The 21957-nt window shown below is 41.4% G+C and carries 18 protein-coding genes; 13 read left to right on the top strand and 5 right to left on the bottom strand.

All coding sequences use genetic code 11. The features are described 5' to 3' along the window. Positions 1-62 precede the first annotated feature (62 nt). The 5 genes from erpA to BKK47_RS10725 all read left to right on the top strand — a co-directional run bounded on the left by erpA (position 63) and on the right by BKK47_RS10725 (position 6597). Positions 63-407, top strand: a complete 345-nt coding sequence (erpA, locus tag BKK47_RS10745) for an iron-sulfur cluster insertion protein ErpA (RefSeq protein ID WP_077494827.1) — start codon at positions 63-65, stop codon at positions 405-407. Position 408: 1 nt separating this feature from the next. Next, the gene (locus BKK47_RS10740) at positions 409-762 is read left to right on the top strand and encodes a YacL family protein (protein ID WP_077494826.1); all 354 of its coding nucleotides are present in this window, start codon (positions 409-411) and stop codon (positions 760-762) included. A gap of 5 nt (positions 763-767) precedes the next feature. After that, positions 768-3113, top strand: coding sequence for a penicillin-binding protein 1B (mrcB, locus tag BKK47_RS10735; protein ID WP_077494825.1), 2346 nt, complete (start codon positions 768-770; stop codon positions 3111-3113). Between the two features lie 383 nt (positions 3114-3496). Then, positions 3497-6121, top strand: a complete 2625-nt coding sequence (adhE, locus tag BKK47_RS10730; RefSeq protein WP_077494824.1) for a bifunctional acetaldehyde-CoA/alcohol dehydrogenase — start codon at positions 3497-3499, stop codon at positions 6119-6121. A 113-nt stretch (positions 6122-6234) separates the two neighbouring features. Next, positions 6235-6597, top strand: coding sequence for an MmcQ/YjbR family DNA-binding protein (locus BKK47_RS10725; RefSeq protein ID WP_077494832.1), 363 nt, complete (start codon positions 6235-6237; stop codon positions 6595-6597). Positions 6598-6708: 111 nt separating this feature from the next. On the opposite strand, the gene rpsO is transcribed toward BKK47_RS10725, so the two are convergent. Further along, a complete protein-coding gene (gene rpsO / locus BKK47_RS10720) occupies positions 6709-6978 on the bottom strand; it encodes a 30S ribosomal protein S15 (RefSeq protein WP_005628925.1) in 270 nt (89 codons plus the stop codon). Positions 6979-7162: 184 nt separating this feature from the next. Further along, the gene (gene hldE / locus BKK47_RS10715; protein WP_077494823.1) at positions 7163-8593 is read right to left on the bottom strand and encodes a bifunctional D-glycero-beta-D-manno-heptose-7-phosphate kinase/D-glycero-beta-D-manno-heptose 1-phosphate adenylyltransferase HldE; all 1431 of its coding nucleotides are present in this window, start codon (positions 8591-8593) and stop codon (positions 7163-7165) included. 95 nt (positions 8594-8688) lie between these two features. Between hldE and BKK47_RS10710 the strand changes: the two genes are divergently transcribed. The 6 genes from BKK47_RS10710 to gltS all read left to right on the top strand — a co-directional run bounded on the left by BKK47_RS10710 (position 8689) and on the right by gltS (position 16989). After that, positions 8689-9624, top strand: a complete 936-nt coding sequence (locus BKK47_RS10710; RefSeq protein WP_077494822.1) for a Kdo(2)-lipid IV(A) acyltransferase — start codon at positions 8689-8691, stop codon at positions 9622-9624. A gap of 75 nt (positions 9625-9699) precedes the next feature. Further along, entirely contained in the window at positions 9700-11598 is a 1899-nt protein-coding gene (parE, locus tag BKK47_RS10705; protein WP_077494821.1) for a DNA topoisomerase IV subunit B, read from the top strand. Between the two features lie 21 nt (positions 11599-11619). Further along, positions 11620-12801 carry a copper-containing nitrite reductase gene (nirK, locus tag BKK47_RS10700; protein WP_077494820.1) on the top strand — a complete coding sequence of 394 codons (1182 nt, stop codon included), beginning with the start codon at positions 11620-11622 and terminating at the stop codon, positions 12799-12801. Between the two features lie 68 nt (positions 12802-12869). Next, positions 12870-13436 carry a DUF805 domain-containing protein gene (locus BKK47_RS10695; RefSeq protein ID WP_077494819.1) on the top strand — a complete coding sequence of 189 codons (567 nt, stop codon included), beginning with the start codon at positions 12870-12872 and terminating at the stop codon, positions 13434-13436. A gap of 46 nt (positions 13437-13482) precedes the next feature. Continuing rightward, complete coding sequence (gene parC, locus BKK47_RS10690; RefSeq protein WP_077494818.1) at positions 13483-15741, top strand: DNA topoisomerase IV subunit A; 2259 nt, start codon at positions 13483-13485, stop codon at positions 15739-15741. 33 nt (positions 15742-15774) lie between these two features. After that, a complete protein-coding gene (gene gltS / locus BKK47_RS10685) occupies positions 15775-16989 on the top strand; it encodes a sodium/glutamate symporter (RefSeq protein ID WP_077494817.1) in 1215 nt (404 codons plus the stop codon). Between the two features lie 193 nt (positions 16990-17182). Here gltS and BKK47_RS10680 read toward each other — a convergent pair whose 3' ends face one another. The 3 genes from BKK47_RS10680 to metC form a co-directional block, all read right to left on the bottom strand. Continuing rightward, on the bottom strand, positions 17183-17689 hold the full coding sequence (locus BKK47_RS10680; protein ID WP_077494816.1) for a DUF2301 domain-containing membrane protein: 507 nt from the start codon (positions 17687-17689) through the stop codon (positions 17183-17185). 82 nt (positions 17690-17771) lie between these two features. Beyond that, on the bottom strand, positions 17772-19127 hold the full coding sequence (mpl, locus tag BKK47_RS10675) for a UDP-N-acetylmuramate:L-alanyl-gamma-D-glutamyl-meso-diaminopimelate ligase (RefSeq protein ID WP_077494815.1): 1356 nt from the start codon (positions 19125-19127) through the stop codon (positions 17772-17774). A gap of 105 nt (positions 19128-19232) precedes the next feature. After that, positions 19233-20423, bottom strand: coding sequence for a cystathionine beta-lyase (metC, locus tag BKK47_RS10670; RefSeq protein WP_077494814.1), 1191 nt, complete (start codon positions 20421-20423; stop codon positions 19233-19235). Positions 20424-20561: 138 nt separating this feature from the next. Between metC and BKK47_RS10665 the strand changes: the two genes are divergently transcribed. Continuing rightward, positions 20562-21164, top strand: coding sequence for a peroxiredoxin C (locus BKK47_RS10665; protein WP_077494831.1), 603 nt, complete (start codon positions 20562-20564; stop codon positions 21162-21164). 103 nt (positions 21165-21267) lie between these two features. Then, positions 21268-21828 carry a CDP-diacylglycerol--glycerol-3-phosphate 3-phosphatidyltransferase gene (pgsA, locus tag BKK47_RS10660; protein WP_077494813.1) on the top strand — a complete coding sequence of 187 codons (561 nt, stop codon included), beginning with the start codon at positions 21268-21270 and terminating at the stop codon, positions 21826-21828. Positions 21829-21957 lie beyond the last annotated feature (129 nt).

Here is a 21957-nt window from a genome sequence, read left to right as displayed (position 1 = left end):
TGAATGCCTTAGTCGGTTATTGGATAATAGCCCAATTCAAATTTAGGAAAGTGGAAAATAATATGACAGATAATCTTGCCGTCCCGCTTATATTTACCGATGCGGCTGCCAATAAAGTAAAAAGTTTAATTAGCGAAGAAGAAAATAACAATCTTAAACTCCGTGTTTATATTACCGGTGGGGGTTGCAGCGGTTTCCAATATGGTTTTACCTTTGATGAAACAGTAAATGAAGGTGACTTAACTATCGAAAAATCCGGTGTACAACTTGTGATTGACCCAATGAGTTTGCAATATTTGATCGGTGGTACCGTTGATTATACGGAAGGCTTAGAAGGTTCCCGCTTTATCGTCAATAACCCAAATGCCTCCAGTACTTGTGGTTGCGGATCCTCTTTCAGTATTTAATATGGATTTTCAATTTACTTCTCATTTGGGCAATATTACGGCTAAATGTTCAATGGAACACATTGCCCTTGCCAATTGGTTCAATACGGAAGTGCGGTCAAATCCACAAGCGATTTTGACCGCACTTTCTACCGCTCAGCAACTAACTGAGAATCAAGAAACCCGCTTGATTGGTACAGAATATACGCTCTTTTTAAATGCTGATGAAGTGATGGTACGTGCCAATAACCTAATGATGGAATCCGATGAAATCTTAGAAGAGGATTTCCATTACTATGATGAAGAAAGTATCGCCTTTTGTGGCACGCCTGATTTTATTCATTTCCTTAAATCCTACCTTGATTTTATTGCATAGCCACAATGACCGCAGAAAACAACAAACAAGAAAAAAGCCAAGAATCGAAACCAAGCAAGCGTCATACTTGCAAAATATTTCTATTCAAAGCCGGATTCACAACAGCTGTGCTCACGGCTTTTTATGGCGGCTATTTAGATTGGCAAATTCGAGCCAAAATGGACGGGCAAATTTGGCGTTTACCCGCTGAAGTATATAGCCGAATTGAAAACGTCAAAATTTCCGATGACCTCAGTTTTGATGAGGTCGTTCAAATTTTATTGGATAATGAATATCGCCAGACCACGATGGTTGCCGCTCCCGGCGATTTCAAATTGGAAGATAATACGATAGTTGTTTTACGCCGTGCCTTCCCTTTCCCCGATAAACCGGAACCGCAGCGAGTATTACGCTTGCGTTTTACAGACAATAAATTAAGTCGAATTGAAGATCTTGTCACTGTTCAAGCTATTGATGAATTTCGTCTTGCGCCAAAACTTATCGCAATGTTGGAATCAGACAACGAAGATCGTCTTGCCATTTCTCTGCAAAATTATCCTCGTTTACTAATTGATGCGCTCATCTTAACGGAAGATCGCCGTTTTTATGACCATCACGGCATTAATCCCATTGGGATTATGCGCGCATTGATCACCAATATTCGTGCCGGTCAAACAGTACAAGGCGGTAGCACATTAACCCAACAATTAGTTAAAAATCTTTTTTTATCTAGCGAACGCACCCTTGCCCGTAAAGCTAACGAAGCGATCATGGCACTGATTTTAGATTGGCGTTACGATAAAAATCGTATCCTTGAGACCTATCTTAATGAAATTTATCTTGGGCAAAACGGCGATACGCAAATTCATGGTTTTGAACTTGCCAGTCAGTTTTATTTCGGCCGTTCGGTTCGTGAAATCAGTCTCGATCAGATTGCTTTACTCGTAGGGATGGTAAAAGGCCCTTCTCTCTTTAATCCGTGGCGAAATCCTCAAAATGCCCTTAAACGCCGTAATGTCGTGTTAAAACTAATGCTCGATCATCAAATGATCGGTGATGAACTTTACGAATTACTTAGCAACCGCCCTCTTGGCGTGCAGACTAAGGGGCAAATTTCACGTAAATATCCTGCCTTTATTCAAACACTAAGAGCAGATTTACGCCGTTTAGTGGGTGAACATAAAAGCGCTAGCCTACTCGGTGCACGTATTTTCTCAACGATGGATCTCAAACAGCAAGAACAATCGGAAAACGCCGTAGTCAATACGGTTTCTAAATTACAAGTAACAACGAAGAATCCTTATTTGGAAGGGGCAATGATTGTGGCAGATTATCGTACCGGTGAAATTCGCTCCGTTGTCGGTGGATTACAAACCCAATATGCCGGTTTCAATCGGGCATTAATGTCGAAACGTCAAATAGGATCATTGGTCAAACCTTCTATTTATTTGACCGCACTTTCTTATCCTGAGCAATTCCGTCTCAACACGCCGATTAATAATCAACCGATTACTATTAACGTAAAAGGTAGCCCACCTTGGCAGCCGCGTAACTATGATCGTAAATATAGCGGTTCGGTCATGCTGATGGACGCCCTTGCCCGTTCTTTAAATATTCCGACTGTTAATATTGGTATGAAAGTGGGTTTAAATAAGGTGATTGATACACAAAAAGCGATGGGTTGGGATAATGTGGCAATCCCTAAAGTGCCGGCAATGTTACTTGGTTCTTACGCTATTTCCCCTTACGATGTGACGAAACTCTATCAAACCATCGCCAACCAAGGTGGAAGAATTGATTTAACCACCGTGGATAGCATTTCAGATCGCCAAGGTAATCTAATTTATCAGCATAAAAAAGAGGCTGAACAAGTCGTCTCCCAAGAAGCGGCCTTCCAAACCTTATTTGCGATGCAACAAACCGTGGAACGAGGCACTGCGCGCAGTTTACAAAATGACTATGCGAATCTTCATTTAGCCGGAAAAACCGGTACCACAAATGACGCACGTGATACATGGTTTGTCGGTATTGACGGACGAAATGTGAGTACCATTTGGCTCGGGCGTGATGATAACGGTGAAACTAAACTGACCGGTGCATCCGGTGCACTACAAATTTATAAAGACTATCTCAATCGTGTTTACATTGAAAAATTAAAACTGCAAAAGCCTGCCTCAATAAAATGGGTTGGCATTACGCAATATGGTAGCTGGGATTGTGGTAGCAATCGTACTATTCCTGTGTGGGCGAATAAAGGACAAAATTTCTGCTCATCTTCAAGCACGCCTCCACCCACAAATCCATCCCCTCCTCGTGGTAGTTTATGGGATGTGTTGGATAAGATCCCAATTGAAGAAGCCAAACCCGAATAGCAAAAGTGCGGTTAATTTTAACCGCACTTTTATTTTTTCGGTATTATGTCGCAAACGCACAGTTTTCATTCTTCACGCCGTACAGCAGTATGACGTTAATTTATCTCAGCTACTTTGCGGCTCTACAACCCTAACAGACCAAAATTCGTAGAATTACCTTTTACTGACATAAAATTTCCTTAAAAAAGTAAAAACGAAACTCGGTTATTACGAATAAATTGAATGAAGAGATAAATAACGAAGACTCAAAATTTCATACCTCTTTTGGGTAAGTTGATCATGATCAGGTTTTCATCAAATAGTCCACAAATGTGATCGAGATCACAAAAGCCACAACGTATAATCATTCCTAGTAATAATTTAAAAAACTTTAGGAGAAAACAATGAGTAATGCAGTTGAAAATGCCATCAGCCCAGCTCAAGCAGAAGTCAATGCCTTGGTAGAAAAAGGCTTAGTTGCACTTGAAGCATTCCGCCAACTTGATCAAGAACAGATCAATTATATTGTGGCAAAAGCCTCCGTTGCCGCCCTCGATCAGCACGGTGTACTGGCAATGCACGCCTACGAAGAAACCGGTCGTGGTGTATTTGAGGATAAAGCCACCAAAAACCTGTTTGCCTGTGAGTATGTGGTGAACAATATGCGCAACTTAAAAACCGTTGGCGTGATTAGCGAAGATGACGTAACGGGTATCACGGAAATTGCGGATCCGGTCGGTGTGATTTGTGGGATAACTCCAACCACTAACCCAACATCAACCGCTATTTTCAAATCATTAATTGCCTTAAAAACCCGCAACCCTATCGTGTTTGCATTCCACCCGTCTGCTCAACAGTCTTCTGCTCACGCTGCACGTATTGTCTATGAAGCAGCCGTAGCAGCCGGTGCACCAAAAGATTGTATCCAATGGATCGAACATCCGTCCATAGAAGGTACCTCTGCCCTAATGAAACATCCCGGCATTGCGACCATTTTAGCCACAGGCGGTAATGCCATGGTGGAAGCAGCCTATTCTTGCGGAAAACCGGCACTTGGTGTTGGAGCAGGTAATGTCCCGGCTTATGTGGAAAAATCCGCCAACTTAAAACAAGCCGTTCACGATATTGTGATGTCAAAATCCTTTGATAACGGGATGGTCTGTGCTTCCGAACAAGCAGCCATTGTCGATGAAAAAATTTACGCTGATTTTGTGAAAGAAATGCAATCTTACGGTGTCTATTTGGTGAACAAAAAAGAAAAAGCAATGCTGGAAGAATTGATGTTTGGCGTGAAAGCAGACAGTAAAAATTGTTCCGGTGCAAAACTTAATGCCAATGTTGTGGGTAAACCTGCCACTTGGATTGCGGAACAAGCGGGCTTTAAAGTGCCGCCACGCACCAATATTTTATTGGCCGAATGTAAAGAAGTGGGCGAAAAAGAAGCTCTTACCCGTGAAAAATTATCACCTGTACTTGCCTTAGTGAAAGCCACCTCAACGGAAGATGGCTTAAATAAAGCGGAGCAAATGGTGGAATTTCATGGCTTGGGTCACTCTGCGGCAATCCATACTAACAATGCGGAACTTGCTAAAGAATTTGGTGAACGTGTCAAAGCCATTCGTGTTATTTGGAATTCTCCTTCCACTTTCGGTGGTATCGGTGATGTGTATAACTCTTTCCTTCCTTCGTTAACCCTCGGTTGCGGTTCTTACGGAAAAAATTCCGTGGGCAACAACGTAAGTGCGGTCAATTTAATTAACATAAAACGCGTAGGAAGACGGAGAAATAATATGCAATGGTTTAAAGTGCCTTCAAAAATTTACTTTGAACGGGATTCAATTCAATACTTACAGTCAATGAAGGGGATGGAGCGTGTCGTGATCGTTACTGACCGTACAATGGTCGATCTTGGCTTTGTGGAAAAAATTGCCGAACAAATTACCGCACGTGGCAACCACGTCACCTACCAACTCTTTGCGGATGTGGAACCGGATCCCTCTATTGAAACCGTACGCCGCGGTACTGAATTATTACGTAGCTATCAACCGGACACCATTATTGCCCTTGGCGGTGGTTCAGCAATGGATGCAGCAAAAGTAATGTGGTTATTCTATGAGCAACCTGAAGTAGATTTCCGTGATCTTGTGCAAAAATTTATGGATATTCGCAAACGTGCGTTCAAATTCCCACAATTAGGGCGTAAAGCCCGCTTTATCGGTATCCCAACCACTTCCGGCACCGGTTCTGAAGTGACACCGTTTGCAGTGATCACTGAAGGTGATAAAAAATATCCGATTGCCGACTATTCCTTAACGCCGACCGTGGCGATTGTGGATCCAGCACTGGTGATGACCGTTCCGGCTCACGTCGCGGCGGATACCGGTTTAGACGTCCTCACCCACGCTACCGAAGCCTATGTTTCCGTGCTTGCCAACGATTTTACCGATGGTTTGGCATTACAAGCAATCAAATTGGTCTTTGAAAACTTAGAGCGTTCCGTAAAAGAAAAAGATCCGGAAGCACAGGAAAAAATGCACAATGCTTCCACCATGGCAGGTATGGCATTTGCTAACGCCTTCTTGGGAATGAACCACTCTTTGGCGCACAAAATCGGTGGTCGTTTCCACACGCCACACGGGCGTACCAATGCCATTTTAATGCCGCACGTTATTCGTTATAACGGTACTCGTCCGGAAAAAACCGCAACTTGGCCAAAATACAACTACTACAAAGCAGATGTGAAATACCAAGAAATCGCCCGTATGCTCGGTTTACCTTGCGCCACACCGGAAGAGGGTGTTAAATCCTTTGCTCAAGCCTGCTATGATTTAGCGGAACGCTGTGGCATAAAAATGTCCTTCAAAGCGCAAGGCTTGGATGAAAAAGCGTGGATGGATGCCCGCCGTGATGTGGCCTTGCTCGCTTTTGAAGACCAATGTTCCCCGGCTAACCCTCGCTTACCATTAGTAGCGGATATGGAAGTCATTTTAACACTCGCCTATCATGGCTATAATCCTGAAGATTATTAATCGTTAAAATATAAGACAAATTAACCGCACTTTAATCTGCCCCAAGTTGGAAAAGCTCACTAACTTTAAGGGGCGGATTATTGATCAAAAAACAATTTTGCAGACAAAACAAAATGAATATTTCCACGCTATCTGCCGAAATCAAACAACGCTATCACACTCAAGCAGAATATCCATGGGCAAAATTTCCTAATTATGCAGTATTTCGTCATCAACGTAATCACAAATGGTTTGCTGTTTTGATGGTTGTGGACGCCGGTAAAATAGGGATGTTGAAAGAAGGAAAAATTTCAATTATTAACGTAAAAGCCAATCCCGAAGAAATCGGATCGCTTCGAATGATAAAAGGCGTTTATCCTGCTTATCATATGAATAAAGAACATTGGCTCAGCCTCCATCTTTCAGAAATTGATGAAGCATTATTGTTTGAATTACTGGACGAAAGTTTTGCTTTAACCCTGCCCCCCCGGCACTAAGTCCCATTGTTGCGACGATAATCAAAAGTGCGGTCAATTTTTTCTATCATAGGACAAATGTAAAAAACCCTCGAAAATCGAGGGCTTTTCTGTTTAATATCGTAATAAAAATTAGCGACGTAAACCTAAACGAGCAATCGTGCTTTGATATAAAGCAAGATCAGTACGTTTTAAGTAGTCTAAAAGTTTACGACGACGGGAAACCATACGTAATAAACCACGACGACCATGGTGGTCTTTTTTATGCTCTGCAAAGTGAGCTTGTAAATGGTTGATTTGTGCAGTTAATAATGCGATTTGAACTTCGGAAGAACCGGTATCTTTCGCATCACGACCAAATTCAGCAACGATTGCTGCTTTTTTTTCAGTACTTAGAGACATTTTTTACTCCTAAAAGGCAGTGTTGTTGATACATCATTCGCCGATCTCTAACCCAGCGATGACAAGAAAAACGCATTCTATAAGTAGAATAAAACAAAATCAAGTAATAGATGCTATTTTCCTAAAAGTATATAAATACTATGATGAACTAAATAAAGGTTGGGATTTCCCAACCTTTCTGCTATCAATCTTTTAACGATTTGATTTTCTCAATCACATTTGTGGTGGAACAACCGTTTTCAAAATTTAGCACTTTCACGTCCCCACCATTTGCCCAAACTTCTTGGCTGCCGGCAATCTCTTCCGGCTTATAATCCCCGCCTTTTACGAGTAAATCAGGCAAGATTTCACCAATCAAGCGTTGCGGCGTATCTTCCGTAAAAGGAACAAGCCAATCTACCGACGATAATCCCGCCAATACCGCCATACGGGTATCAAGATTATTAATTGGACGACTTTCTCCTTTCAAGCGTTTGACAGATTCATCACTATTCAATGCAACAACTAAACGATCGCCTAATTTACGGGCATTTTCAAGATAAGACACGTGTCCCGGGTGTAAAATATCAAAACAGCCATTTGTCATTACAATCTTTTCACCACGGGCTTTCGCTTGTGCGACCACTTCCTTGAGCTGTGTTTCTGTCATAATACCAAAACCGCTTTCCGGCCGAGCGTGAATCGCATTTTCAAGTTCTACGTTAGAAACCGTTGAAGTCCCCAATTTGCCCACAACAATGCCTGCTGCAACATTCGCTAAATAACAGGCTTCTTCAAAAGAACGCCCATCTGCCAGTGCTGTCGCCAACACGCTAATTACCGTATCACCTGCGCCCGTCACATCAAAAACTTCTTTCGCCACTGTTGGCAAATGATAAGGTTCTTGATTTGGACGAAGCAAGGTCATCCCTTTTTCAGATCGGGTGACCAAAAGTGCGGTCAATTCTATGTCAGAAATTAATTTCAAACCTTTTTCAATGATCGCTTCTTCCGTGTTGCATTTGCCTACCACCGCTTCAAATTCAGCCATATTTGGGGTGAGCAAGGTCGCGCCACGATAGCGTTCAAAATCCGTGCCTTTTGGATCAATGAGTACTGGCACATTAGCTTTACGTGCAATCTGAATCATTTTTTGCACTTCTTTTAACGTACCTTTGCCATAATCGGAAAGCACTAAAGCACCGTAATTTTTGACCGCACTTTCCAGTTTAGAAAGTAAATCCTGACAATCTACATTATTAAAATCTTCTTCAAAATCAAGGCGTAAAAGCTGCTGATGACGGGATAAAATACGCAATTTGGTAATCGTCGGATGGCTGCTTAATGCCACAAAATTACAATCAATATGTTGATCTTTCAGCAAATCAGATAACGCCGCGCCGGTCTCATCCTGCCCAATTAATCCCATCAACTGAACCGGTACATTCAGTGAAGCAATATTCATTGCCACATTCGCCGCACCACCGGCACGCTCTTCATTTTCTTGCACTCGCACTACCGGCACCGGTGCCTCAGGTGAAATTCGGTTAGTTGCACCAAACCAATAACGATCAAGCATTACATCGCCTAATACCAAGACTTTTGCTTGTTTAAATTCTGCTGAATATTGAGCCATTTTGTTTTCTCTTAAACCCGACTAAAAAAATTGGCGTGATTTTACCACAAGTCATTTTTGCGTTAAACTACTGCGCAATTTGACGGAGAATGATAATGAAAAATAACAAACTCCCTACGTTTCAACGTACTTTTCTTACGCCTAAATATTGGGGATTCTGGCTTGGACTTGCCCTTTGGCGTGCCATTTTACTCCTCCCCTACCCGATTTTACGCCACATTGGTAACGGCTTAGGTTGGTTTTTTTCCCGATTAAAAATCGGCAAACGCCGTGCCGCTATTACACGCCGCAATCTTGAACTTTGCTTTCCCGATATGCCGGAAAATGAGCGGGAAACCCTATTACAAGAAAATTTGCGTGCCGTCGGTATGGCAATTATTGAAACCGGTATGGCATGGTTTTGGTCTGATGCCCGCATAAAAAAGTGGTCGAAAATTGAGGGGCTACATCATCTAAAAGATCATCAACAGGACGGCATTATTTTTGTGGGAGTACATTTCCTCACACTAGAGCTCGGCGCCCGTATCGTAGGTTTACATCACCCCGGAATCGGGGTATATCGCCCGAACGATAATCCGGTAATGGACTGGCTACAAACTCAAGGGCGCTTGCGTTCTAATAAAGATATGTTGGATCGTAAAGATCTTCGCGGCATGATTAAAGCTTTACGCTATGGCGAAACCATTTGGTATGCACCCGATCATGATTATGGACGAAAAAATGCAGTATTTGTGCCGTTTTTTGCCGTACCCGATGCTTGTACTACCATCGGCAGCTACTATTTATTAAAATCCTCTCCGAAAAGCAAAATCATCCCCTTTGCACCACTTCGCAATCGAGACGGTTCCGGCTATACGGTAAGCATTTCACCACCGGTGGATTTCACGGATTTAGAGGATGAAACAAGCATTGCTACACGCATGAATCGCTTGGTAGAAAAAGAAATTCTGAAAGGTGTGGAACAATATATGTGGCTACATCGCCGTTTTAAAACACGCCCGAATGAAACTGATCCAAGTTTATATAACTAAAAAGTGCGGTCGAAAATGACCGCACTTTTTGATACACTCTCTCGCAATTTTTTCTATTAAACGAATAACCTAAAAATGACAACTCAGTATTCAGCCCAAGAAATTACGGTTTTAAAAGATCTTGAACCGGTGCAAATTCGCCCCGGTATGTACACGGACACCACCCGCCCAAACCACCTTGCACAAGAGGTAATTGATAACAGTGTGGACGAGGCGCTTGCCGGGTTTGCCAGCAAGATTGAAGTGATTTTACACGCCGATCAATCTCTTGAAGTCATTGATAATGGTCGGGGAATGCCGGTGGATATTCATCCCACAGAAGGCGTTTCCGGTGTAGAAGTAATCTTAACTAAACTCCATGCGGGCGGTAAATTTTCCAGTAAAAATTATGAATTTGCCGGTGGCTTACACGGTGTGGGGATTTCTGTGGTGAATGCCCTTTCCGAACGGGTCGATATTCAAGTAAAACGCAATGGCGAAGTATATAAAATCGCCTTTGAAAACGGCGTAAAAGTAGAAGAACTTGAGGTGATCGGTACTTGCGGCAGACGAACTACCGGTACTACCGTTCATTTCAAACCCAATCCGAAATATTTCGACAGTGCAAAATTTTCCGTTAGCCGCCTGCGCCATTTATTGCGCGCCAAAGCTGTGCTCTGCTCCGGACTTGAAATTAAATTTATTGATAAAGTCAACAATACGCAAGATGTATGGTTGTATGAAGACGGCTTATCCGACTATCTCATTGAAGCCGTTAATGGTGAAGAAACCTTGCCTGAAAAACCCTTTGTCGGTGAATTTAAAGGCTCAAACGAAGCCGTAAGTTGGGCATTATTGTGGCTACCCGAAGGTGGCGAGTTAATCGGCGAAAGCTATGTCAATTTAATTCCCACGATTCAAGGTGGCACACATGTCAATGGTTTGCGTCAAGGCTTACTGGATGCAATACGGGAATTCTGCGAATTCCGCAATTTACTCCCTCGCGGCGTCAAACTCACCGCTGATGATATTTGGGATCGTTGTGCTTATATCCTTTCCTTAAAAATGCAAGATGCCCAATTTGCCGGTCAAACCAAAGAGCGTCTATCATCACGCCAAAGTGCGGTCTTTGTCAGCGGTGTTTTAAAAGATTCCTTCAGTTTATGGCTTAACCAAAATGTACAAGATGCAGAAAAACTTGCAGAAATGGCGATCAGCTCTGCTCAACGTCGTTTGCGTGCCGCCAAAAAAGTAGTGCGGAAAAAACTCGTTAGCGGCCCTGCATTACCGGGTAAATTAGCGGATTGTGGATCTCAAGATCTGGAAAAAACCGAGCTTTTTTTAGTGGAAGGCGATTCTGCAGGCGGTTCCGCAAAACAAGCCCGAGATCGTGAATATCAGGCAATTTTGCCGCTACGTGGAAAAATTTTGAATACTTGGGAAGTTTCACCGGAGCAAGTTTTAGGCTCGACAGAAATCCATGATATTGCGGTAGCACTAGGAATCGATCCGGATAGCGATGATCTCTCCCAATTACGCTACGGCAAAGTCTGTATCCTCGCTGATGCGGACTCGGACGGCTTACATATTGCCACCTTACTTTGTGCTTTATTTTTACGCCATTTTCCAAAACTGGTACAAAACGGACATGTTTACGTGGCAATGCCGCCACTTTACCGGATTGATTTAAATAAAGAAGTATTCTATGCCTTGGATGAAAGCGAAAAAGAGGCAATTTTAGATCGCCTAAAAAACAAAAAAGGGAAACCAAACGTGCAACGTTTTAAAGGGTTAGGCGAAATGAATCCTTCTCAATTACGGGAGACCACCATGGATCCAAATACCCGTCGTTTGGTGCAATTAACCTATCAATCCAATGACGAACAAGGTACAGAAACGCTTGAATTAATGGATATGCTTTTAGCCAAAAAACGTTCCGAAGATCGAAAAAATTGGCTACAAACCAAGGGTGATCAAGTGGATTTAGCGGTGTAATTGACACAAGGCAGGTAAAAAATGAACGAACAACGCCGTGATTTCCTTAAAAACAGTACATTGAGTATCGCTACGCTCACACTGGGTGCTGGTTTAATACAAATGCCGTCTGCGCAAGCAACAGAAGACAAAAATTCCCCAATATCGCCGCTACAAACCCTGCCGGAAATAGAGGCTGAAATCACCTTGGCACCGGAAGTACCAAAACCGATTGAGCGTAATTATCCGGCAAAAGTGGTGGTGAAACTGACCGCACTTGAAAAAATTATGGAATTAATGGATGGCGTCCAATATAAATTTTGGACGTTCAATGGCAACGTGCCGGCGCCGTTTGTTCGGGTACGGGAAGGGGATATAGTGGAAGTACAGCTTTCCAACTCAGCCAGTTCAATGATGTCGCATAGTATTGATTTTCATGCGGCAGCCGTACCGATGGGAGGCGCTATCGCCAGTGAAACCACACCAACTAGAACCGGCACGTTTCAGTTTAAAGCATTGCGTTCGGGCATTTATTTATACCATTGCGGTAGTCAGCCGGTTGCTGTTCATCTTGCTAAGGGTATGTACGGCTTGATTTTAGTTGAACCAAAAGAAGGATTACCAAAAGTAGATCGTGAATTCTATATTATGCAAAGTGAATTTTATACGAAAGGACGATTTGGTGAATCCGGTCTGCAACCCTTTAGCATGAGTAAAGCCATTGATGAACGCCCCGATTATGTGCTGTTCAATGGAAAAGTCGGTGCAATGATGGGGGAAAAGGCTCTCAAAGCCAAAACCGGTGAAAAAATTCGTTTATTTATCGGCAATGCCGGCCCTAACTTGATTTCATCATTCCATTTAATCGGTGCGGTGTTTGATAACGTATATGTGGAAGGTGGTACATTAATCAACCACAATGTTCAAACCACACTCATTCCATCGGGCGGTGCAACCATTGTCGAAACCCAAATTGATGTGTCCGGCACTTATGTGTTTATGGATCATTCTATGTTTCGTGCTGCTAACAAAGGAACAATGGGGCAAATTATCGTGACGGGAGAAAAAAATCCGTCAATTTATTCCGGCAAATTAAAAGATGAACCAATTAAAAATGATCCTAATCCCCAAAAACCACAACCCGTTCCTTATGAAATCGATAGCCACAAAGAGATGACACAGCACTACCACGCAGATATGGAAAGTGGTGCGACCAAGAAATAATCGAAAAGAATCAATAAAGTGCGGTCAAATTTTTAATAATTTTTTAGGAAACCTAAGAAGAAAGTGTTATGGATACTATCATCTCTTACTTTTTAATTTGTTGGCAAAAAAAATTTAACTATCAAGGCAGAGCGAGACGTTTGGAGCTTGGTTCTTTTCTGCTAGTGACATTTATCACTGCCGCAGGATTACAAAGTATTGAAATGTTGATTAAAGAGTTTGTTTATTCTTATTCAGACTTGCTACATATAAATTTTAATTCAACAAGGATAGAAAAAGGTTACTTCATTCAGGAATCTATTTTTTCATTACATACGCTTGCTACTGCTTATCTTATTATCAGTCTGATTCCATTGTTTTCCGTCACAGGAAGAAGATTGCAAGATTTAAATAAATCAAAATATTGGATTTTCTATTTACTGTTTCCCGTATTTCTGATTTTAATTAGCTTTATCCTGCTTGTGATACAGATCTATTCCGGTACAAGCATTACATTTCAGGGAGATTATTGGCATTACATTCTTTTGCCTTTATTACTTTACGAGATTTTCTTAATCTTAAAACTGCTATTTCAAGAAGGCGAACCGGACGAGAATAAATATGGAGAGTCGCCGAAAAAAATCGATAGCATTTAACCCCGATTAATCACGAAGAAGAATTTTATAAACCGAAAAAAATTATATGAGCACAAATATCAACTACGAAGGCATCGAACAAATGCCGCTCCGCACTTTTACCGAAAGTGCCTATCTCAATTATTCCATGTACGTCATTATGGATCGTGCGTTACCTTTTATCGGTGACGGGTTAAAACCCGTTCAACGCCGTATTGTCTATGCCATGTCGGAACTTGGCTTAAACGCGACGGCAAAATACAAAAAATCCGCCCGTACTGTGGGTGATGTATTGGGTAAATTCCATCCGCACGGCGATTCCGCTTGCTATGAAGCGATGGTGTTAATGGCCCAACCCTTTTCTTATCGTTATCCGTTGGTGGACGGTCAAGGTAACTGGGGTGCGCCTGATGATCCTAAATCTTTTGCGGCAATGCGTTACACGGAATCACGCCTTTCCAAAATTTCTGAAATTTTACTTTCCGAACTCGGACAAGGCACGGTAGATTATCAACCGAACTTTGACGGTACGTTAGAAGAACCGCAATATTTGCCTGCACGTTTACCGCATATTTTGCTTAACGGCACTACGGGGATTGCGGTGGGAATGGCAACGGATATTCCTCCTCATAATATAAATGAAATTGCCGATGCCGCCGTTCATTTACTCGATCATCCTAAAGCCGGCCTTGATGATCTGTTAAATATTGTGCAAGGACCTGATTTCCCAACAGAAGCGGAAATTATTTCACCCAAAGCAGAAATTCGTAAAATTTACGAACAAGGTCGCGGTTCGATCAAAATGCGTGCTACCTGGAGAAAAGAAGATGGTGAAATCATTATTTCCGCCCTCCCCCATCAGTCTTCCCCCTCTAAAATCATTGCGCAAATTGCCGATCAAATGACAGCGAAAAAATTGCCGATGGTAGAAGATATTCGTGATGAAGCCGACCACGAAAACCCGATTCGTATTGTCATCGTGCCTCGTTCCAATCGTGTGGATATCGACGCCCTTATGGCGCATTTATTCGCCACCACCGATCTGGAAAAAAGCTATCGGGTGAATATGAATATGATCGGGCTTGATCATAAACCGGCAGTAAAAGGCTTATTACAAATTCTTAATGAGTGGCTGCATTTCCGCCGCACGACCGTTACACGCCGTTTGCAATATCGTTTAGATAAAGTGCTTTCTCGCCTACATATTTTGGCAGGGTTAATGATCGCCTTTTTGAATATTGATGAGGTGATTGAAATTATTCGTCATGAAGACGAGCCTAAAACGGAACTCATGGCACGTTTCAATTTAAGCGATGAACAAGCCGATGCAATTTTAAACTTACGCTTGCGCCATTTAGCAAAACTGGAAGAACACCAACTCCGTGCAGAACAAGATGAGTTAGAAAAAGAGCGGTCAAATTTAGAAATGATTTTAGGCTCTGAACGCCGTCTAAATACACTCATCAAAAAAGAAATCCAAGAAGATGCTAAGAAATACGCCAGTCCTCGGATGTCGCAATTAGTCGAACGTGAAGAAGCAAAAGCCATTTCAGAAAGCGAGATGATGCCGGCAGAACCGGTTACTGTCATTTTATCGGAAATGGGCTGGGTACGTTGTGCGAAAGGGCATGATATTGATCCGAAAGCATTAAGTTATAAAGCTGGCGATCAGTATCGCGCGCATGCTTATGGTAAGAGCAATCAAGCAGCCGTATTTATTGATAGCACAGGACGCAGCTATGCTGTTGATCCGCTCACCCTGCCTTCGGCTCGTTCACAGGGCGAACCACTCACAGGTAAATTAACACTGCCTGTCGGTGCCACTATTGAGCATGTCATCATGGAACCGGATCAACAGGAATTATTGATGTCATCTGATGCGGGCTATGGCTTCATTTGTAAATTTGAAGACTTAATTGCACGTAACAAAGCAGGAAAAGCCTTGATTTCTTTACCGGAAAATGCCAAAGTGTTGGCGCCAAAAATTCTGTCGGATTCAACCGCACTTCTTGTTGCCTTGACTTCAGCCGGCAGAATGTTAATTTTCCCGGTACAAGATTTACCGGTATTATCAAAAGGTAAAGGCAATAAAATCGTGAGTATTTCCGCGACTCATGCAAAAGATCGTAGCGAATTATTAGTGAAGTTATTGCTCATTTCAGATCAAGCCGCTCTAGAGTTCCACTCCGGCAAACGAAAAATGATATTAAAGCCAGAAGATCTGCAAAAGTTCCGCACAGAACGAGGCAGAAAAGGATCGCAACTCCCCCGTGGCTTACACAGTAATGTGGATATTGTGGTTGTCGAACCTGAACATAACATATAAATTTTCTGAAACCAGCTTATAGGAGGATATTTCGTGAATATTGTATTTGATACTTATCAAACACTTGCACTCGCCAGCCTTGTTTTATTATTAGGCTATTTTTTAGTAAAACGCATTAGCGTACTTAAAAACTTTAACATTCCAGAGCCGGTTGTCGGCGGTTTTATTATCGCTATCGCACTATCAATTTGGTACAAAGTAGATGGTACTTCATTTACCTTTGAAAAAAGCTTACAAACCACAATGATGTTAGTTTTTTTCTCATCAATCGGTTTAAGTGCAAACTTTGCCCGTTTAATTAAGGGCGGTAAACCACTCATTATTTTTCTGTTTATTGCAGCGGCATTAATTTTCTTCCAAAACGTGATCGGCATTGTCGGTGCTCAGATTTTAGGGATCGATCCCGCCTATGGTTTATTAGCAGGATCTGTCACCTTAACCGGTGGTCATGGTACCGGCGTGGCTTGGGCTGAAACCTTTATCAAAAAATTTAACTTACCGGCGGCAACAGAAATCGCTATGGCTTGTGCTACATTCGGTTTAGTATTTGGCGGTATTATCGGTGGTCCGGTGGCACGTTTCTTATTAAATCGTCAAAAACAAGGGGAAAATCCGGAAAATGATGATGTTGATGATGTCCAAGAAGCCTTTGAACATCCAACTTATCAACGTAAAGTCAATGCACGTTCGATCATTGAAACCATTGCAATGATGTCTTTCTGTTTATTGATCGGTCAATATCTGGATAGCATTACAAAAGGTACAGCGTTACAACTACCAACCTTCGTTTGGTGTTTATTTACCGGTGTTATTATTCGTAATGTGTTAGCACATATTTTCAAATTCCGTGTGGCAGATTCCGCCATTGATGTATTGGGCAGCGTAGGCTTATCCATTTTCTTAGCTATTGCATTAATGTCATTAAAACTTTGGGAATTAGCAGGTCTTGCAACAGATGTATTAATTATCCTAGCGGTTCAAGTTGCTTTTATGGCACTCTTCGCAATTTACGTGACTTATCGTGCCATGGGTAAAGATTATGATGCAATCGTACTTAGTGCAGGACACTGTGGTTTTGGTTTAGGCGCAACACCTACTGCGGTAGCGAATATGCAAGCCGTCACAAGTCGTTTCGGTGCATCCCACAAAGCCTTCTTAATCGTACCAATGGTGGGAGCATTCTTTATTGATTTAATTAATGCGTCATTATTAAAAGTTTTCTTAGTTGTAGTGACTTATCTACACTAATAATATGTAAAAAAGAGCGGTAAAATTAACCGCTCTTTTTATTTTGTAGCAATGCATAAATCTGTTTTTTAGTTAGATTGTAGGGACACATTGCGTGTGTCCGAATTTTAGGTTTTATAACGGACACACGCAATGTATCCCTACATATCGTTGAAATTTCTGTTTTTGTGCATTTGCTACATAATACCCTATTTTAAACCTGATATTTTGTTTTATCGCCAATATCAAAATGCAATGGCATTCGCCATTTTTGAACAGCAAGCAATAACAACAATACACCAACAATAATTGATAAAACACGAGTTAATATTCCACCTTCAAATACCCAGACAAACCAGAGTATCGCCACAAAAATAGGCTGTAAATTTAATAATGGCACACGAAAACAAAAATATTCTTTAAAGCAAAGCCCACCTAGGGTGACCAATGCTCCGCCTAATGCCAGTTCATGCCAACCTAAAATAAAGCAAACTAAGCCAATCCAAGTGGCAAATTGAAATGTTAAACGAAAATGTTTGAGATAAATATGCAAAGATGAAGCACAACAGGTCGCAGAAATTAAAATTGCAATTTCTGCTGTATTTGGAAACCAAGTCAAGAGTAAAACGCCAAAAGCTGCGACAACAAACCCTGTTCGATAAATAATTACCGTGATGTTATCCCAAACATCCATTGGGGATTGAATATGTGGATCAGCCATTTTTCCTCCTTTTTAATCAGATAATAAAACAAAAGTGCGGTTAAAAAACACATCATTTTCTAACCGCACTTTAATCAAAAAATTATTTTAGTTTATCTAAAATCTTTTGATGAATACCGCCAAAGCTCCCATTTGACATTACCAAAATATGATCCGTAGGTTGTGCTTCTGCCACGATCATATCCACTAATTTATCAAGATTTGCCGTCCAATATGCCGGTTGCACACATTGTGCAGCAATTTCAGCCACTTCCCAAGGGATATTATCCGGCTGTAACATAAAGACCACATCAGCTCTCCCTAATGCAGGTGCGATTTCATCTTTATGTACTCCCATTTTCATCGTATTTGAACGAGGCTCCAATACGGCAAGAATCCGAACACCACCGCCGACTTTATCACGCAACGCCGTTAAGGTAGCTAAAATCGCTTCGGGATGATGGGCAAAATCATCATAAACGGTGACACCATTCACTTCACCTTTTATTTCCAAACGGCGTTTTGCATTAACAAAAGAACCCAAGGCTTCACAGGCTGTTTCCACAGGTACACCTACATGATAAGCGGCTGCAATTGCCATTAATGCATTATGCATATTATGTACACCGACCACATTCCATTTTACTTCAGCCACTTTTTCGCCATTATGGAATACAGCGAAATGGGACGCATCCGTTGTGATACGTTCTGCAAACCATTCTTTATCTTCCCCGATAAATTGTTGTTCAGACCAACAACCCATGGCTAAAGTCTCTTTTGCACTTTGTTCATTGATAAAAGAAAGGACGCGCCCGCTTGCCGGAATAGTGCGAATCATATGATGGAACTGGCGTTGAATCGCTTTCAGATCATCAAAAATATCCGCATGATCAAAACTGATGTTATTAATAATTAAGGTTTTAGGGTTGTAATGAACAAACTTAGAACGTTTATCAAAAAACGCCGTATCATATTCATCAGCTTCAATAACGAAGAAATGGCTTTCCCCTAAACGGGCGGAAGTCCCAAAATTACCGGCAATGCCACCAATTAAAAAACCCGGTTTCAAACCATTTTGTTCTAAGATCCAAGTCAGCATACCGGTTGTGGTGGTTTTACCGTGTGTACCGGAAACTGCTAAAACCCAACGATTTCTCAATAAATTATCGTGTAACCATTGTGGACCGGAAGTATAGGGTAAGCTATTTTCTAACACATATTCCACACAAGGATTGCCACGTTTTAGTGCATTTCCAATAATCACCATATCTGGTGTCGGTTGAAGTTGATCGACATCATAGTTAGGAATAATATCAATGCCCTGTTCCTGTAAAAAGGTGCTCATAGGCGGATAAACATTGGTATCCGAGCCGGTCACTTTATATCCCATTTGTTTAGCAATCATCGCTACACCACCCATAAATGTGCCGCAAATACCTAAAATATGAATATGCTTCATTATGCTCTCTTTCTATATTAAAAACAGGAAATATGATAGATCAACTCAAAGAATGAGTAAACAAGGGCTTATCCGATTAAGCCCTCTGAATCATGAGAAAAGGCATCAAGCAATTCGTTCAAATCCCGCCTTTAAATCAGCGATAAGCTCATCAACCTCTTCAAAACCGATATGCACACGGATTAATGAGCCTATTAGTTTTCGTTTAATATTCGGGCGAATTCTGGCAATTTCTTCCGGTTGATTACATAAAATTAAGGATTCAAAGCCCCCCCATGAATATGCCATAGTGAATAGTTTGAAATGGTCCATAAATTGGGTGACTTGTTCATCCGTTAAACGTTGATTTAGTTCAAAAGAAAATAATCCGCTTGCACCGCTAAAATCTCGTAGGAAAACTTCATGCCCCGGACAACTTGGCAAAGCCGGATGATATACGGCTTTCACTTGTGGCTGCTCACTTAGCCATTTCGCCACTTTAATACTACTTTCATGGTGTTGTTTTAACCGTACCGCCAAGGTACGAATACCCCGTGCCGTAGTATAAGCCGAATCCGCATCCACCATTTGCCCCATTAAGTAAGAGTGTTCACGTAATTGATCCCAAGTGCGGTCATTTGCTACGGCAGTTCCAATCATCACATCAGAATGTCCCACCAAATATTTGGTGCCGGCTTGAATAGAAATATCAATATCATATTCTAAGGCTTTGAACAGTATACCGCCACTCCAAGTGTTATCAATCATAATCACAATTTCCGGATTTACCGCACGGGCCGCCTTTACAATAGCCGGAATATCCGGTACTTCCATTGTGATAGAACTCGGTGATTCTAAAAAAAGAACTTTGGTATTCGGTTGAATGAGTTGGGTAATACTATCACCAATTAAAGGATCATAATAAGTGGTATCGATCTCCATCTTTTTCAAAATAATATTGCAGAAATCCTGTGTCGGCTCATAGGCGGCACCGCTCATCAAAATATGATCACCGCTTTTCACAAAAGACAAAATAGCATTCGTCACTGCAGCCGCACCGCAAGGATAAAGATAACAGCCTGCTCCGCCTTCCATTTCACACATTAAATCTTGCAGCGCAAAATGCGTGAGCGTACCTCGACGACCATAAAATAATTCACCTTTATAACGATTTTTGGTGCAGTGTTTTTTATCCGCTATCGTGTCAAAAACAAGTGAAGATGCCCGTTGAATCACCGGATTCACTGCACCTTGGGTAAAACGTTTATTGCGTCCGCCATGAACCAGTGTCGTTGATAATGAATGATTTTTTGCCATAAATTTCACCTTACTTAGCCAATATTAATTAATGAAAATAAAAACAGCTGTAAAAGTGCAGTCAAATCTTCTAGAATGGGGGACTCACTTTTGCATCAGCAAAATTTTTATTAACTTTTATTAAGAGGGATAATGACTATGGTATTAGTAACTCGCCAAGCACCAGATTTTACTTCATCTGCAGTTTTAGGCAATGGTGAAATTGTTGATAATTTTAACTTCAAAAAACATATTGAAGGAAAAGCAGCGGTAATTTTCTTCTATCCGTTAGATTTCACTTTCGTGTGTCCTTCCGAATTAATTGCATTCGATCACCGTTATGAAGAATTCAAAAAACGTGGCGTTGAAGTTGTGGGTGTATCAATTGACTCTCAATTTACCCACAATGCATGGCGCAACACACCGACTGAAAATGGCGGTATCGGCCCGGTAAAATATGCATTAGCGGCAGACGTTAAACATGAAATCGCCCAATCATACGGCATTGAACATCCGACCGAAGGTGTGGCATTACGTGCTTCATTCTTAATTGACAAAAACGGGATTGTTCGCCACCAAATCGTTAATGACCTTCCGTTAGGTCGTAATATTGACGAAATGTTACGTATGGTTGATGCCCTACAATTTCACGAAGAACATGGCGATGTTTGTCCTGCACAATGGGAAAAAGGTAAAGAAGGCATGAAAGACAGCCCTGAGGGTGTGGCTAAATATTTAAAACAAAATGCCGACAAATTGTAATCTTCTCTAAACCTTTATAATAAAGCCGCATTATGTGGCTTTTTTTATATTTAGAGATCCTTTAGAATAGCTCTATCTATAACCAAAGTGCGGTTAATTTTCTATGAGATTTAATATTCCTATTTTCCTGACAATTTTTCGTGTCATTCTGATCCCTTTTTTTGTGATCACGTTTTATTTACCTATTGAATCCGCTCCATTTATTACGACTCTTATTTTCTTTATTGCGGGAGTCACCGACTGGCTCGATGGCTATCTCGCACGTAAATGGAAACAAACCACCCGTTTTGGTGCATTTTTAGATCCGGTAGCAGATAAAGTCATGGTCGTTGCTGCACTTGTCCTCATTGTGGAAAATCAACACACATTTTGGATCACAATTCCGGCAATTATTATGATTTCTCGCGAAATTATTATTTCTGCCCTGCGTGAATGGATGGCGGAATTAGGTGAACGTAATAAAGTCGCGGTTTCTTGGCTAGGCAAAGTCAAAACCACCTCTCAAATGCTTGCGCTAGGTGGTTTATTGTGGCGTTACAATATTTACATGGAAATTTTAGCAATCATTTTACTTTATGTCGCAGTTATTTTAACGGTTTGGTCAATGGTTCAATATTTAAATGTGGCAAAAGAAAACGTATTGGATGAATTAGAAAATCAATGAGTTATATGGCTTCAAAATAATGTTGGTAATCAATATAGAGAAAATTGTGGCAAATTCTACCCGCAAAAATGGCTTGTAATAAATCTTTTATGCTATCTGGTTACTACATTTGCTTGATATATACATTAC

The sequence above is a fragment of the Rodentibacter mrazii genome, from assembly GCF_001998825.1.
In the GTDB taxonomy this organism is placed as follows: domain Bacteria; phylum Pseudomonadota; class Gammaproteobacteria; order Enterobacterales; family Pasteurellaceae; genus Rodentibacter; species Rodentibacter mrazii.
Note: the sequence above shows the minus strand (reverse complement) of the source record. Positions and strands in the feature narration are given on the sequence as shown.